Origin of the sequence: Halolamina salina, assembly GCF_042678005.1 — an archaeon.
GTDB classification, from domain to species: Archaea; Halobacteriota; Halobacteria; order Halobacteriales; family Haloferacaceae; genus Halolamina; species Halolamina salina.
Window position 1 is genome coordinate 1 of record NZ_JBHUDH010000001.1, and the last position, 1,610, is coordinate 1,610.

The 1,610-nt window shown below is 71.4% G+C and carries 1 protein-coding gene and 1 pseudogene; one reads left to right on the top strand and one right to left on the bottom strand.

Translation table 11 applies throughout. The features are described from left to right. Positions 1–1,498, top strand: a 1,498-nt coding sequence (carB, locus tag ACFR9S_RS00005) for a carbamoyl-phosphate synthase large subunit (RefSeq protein WP_379817645.1), incomplete at its 5' end; no start/stop codon positions are given. Between the two features lie 21 nt (positions 1,499–1,519). On the opposite strand, the pseudogene ACFR9S_RS00010 reads toward carB, so the two are convergent. Then, positions 1,520–1,610, bottom strand: a pseudogene (locus ACFR9S_RS00010) (NAD(+)/NADH kinase); the annotation flags it as partial.

Below are 1,610 nucleotides of genomic sequence, written 5' to 3' on the forward strand. Positions count from 1 at the left end.
CGACCGCGACGCCGAGAGCGTCGTCGTGGTCGGCGGCGGCCCGATCCGCATCGGGCAGGGCGTGGAGTTCGACTACTGCGCGGTCCACGCGGTCCGCGCGCTCTCCGAACTCGGCATCGACGCCCACGTGCTCAACAACAACCCCGAGACGGTGTCGACGGACTACGACACCTCCGACGGGCTGTTCTTCGAGCCGATCACCGCCGAGGAGGTCGCCGACGCCGTCGAGGCCACCAACGCCGACGGCGTGATGGTGCAGTTCGGCGGGCAGACCTCCGTCGACGTGGGCGAGCCGCTGGAGGACGAACTCGACCGCCGCGGGCTGGACTGCGAGATCCTCGGCACCGGCGTCGACGCGATGGACCTCGCGGAGGACCGCGACCGCTTCAACCGCCTGATGGCCGAGCGCGGCATCGAACAGCCGGCCGGCGGCTCCGCGACCAGCGAGGCCGAGGCGCTCGATCTCGCCCACGAGGTCGGCTACCCGGTGCTCGTGCGCCCCTCCTACGTGCTCGGCGGGCGCGCGATGGAGATCGTCCACAGCGACGAGGAGTTGGAGGAGTACGTCGAGGAGGCGGTTCGCGTCTCCCCGGAGAAGCCGATCCTGATCGACTCGTTCCTTGAGGACGCGATCGAGCTCGACGTCGACGCCGTGAGCGACGGCGAGGACGTGCTGATCGGCGGCGTGATGGAACACGTCGAGAGCGCCGGCATCCACTCCGGGGACTCCGCCTGCGTGATCCCGCCCCGCTCGCTCGACGACGAGACGCTGACCCGCGTCCGCGAGGTCGTCGAGGAGATCGCCGACGCGCTCTCGACGGTCGGCCTGCTGAACGTCCAGTTGGCCGTGCAGGAGAGTGGCGGCGAGGCGACCGTCTACGTGCTCGAGGCGAACCCCCGCTCCTCGCGCACCGTCCCGTTCGTCTCGAAGGCGACGGGCGTACCGATCGCGAAGCTCGCGGCCCGCGCGATGGCCGGCGAGTCGCTGGCGGAGATGGACGTCGCCGAGCAGATCCCCGAGCAGCCGAGCGTGAAGGAGGTCGTGCTGCCGTTCGACCGCCTGCCGAACTCGGACCCCCGTCTCGGCCCGGAGATGAAGTCCACCGGGGAGGTGATGGGCACCGCCGGCAGCTTCGGCGCGGCCTACGGGAAGGCCCAGATCGCCGCCGGCAACGAGATTCCCGAGTCCGGAACGGTGGCGGTCGACGGCGACTGGCCCGCCGACGTGGTCGACGCGTTCGCCGACCACCTCGAACTGGCCGAGCCGGACGACCTCGAAGGTGCGCTGCTGGCCGACGAGATCGACTTCCTGCTGTCGACGGAGCGCGACAGCCTCAGAACCGCCGTCGAGGAGGAGGTCCCTTACCTCTCGACGACGGTGTCGGCCCGCGCGGCGCTGGAGGCGCTCGACGCCGCGGCGGGGACCGACGAGCCGCTGGCCGGCGTCGACGTGGCCGCGCTGTCGGACCGCCCGACGCGCGAGGAGAACTGGGGCTGAAACGCCGGCGACGGAACGGCCCTACTCCAGCTTGTTCAGGGCCTCGAAGAACTCCGCGTCGGGGCCGGCGATCCGGACCGGCGTGTCGGCGGTTCGGATCGTCACCGTCGCC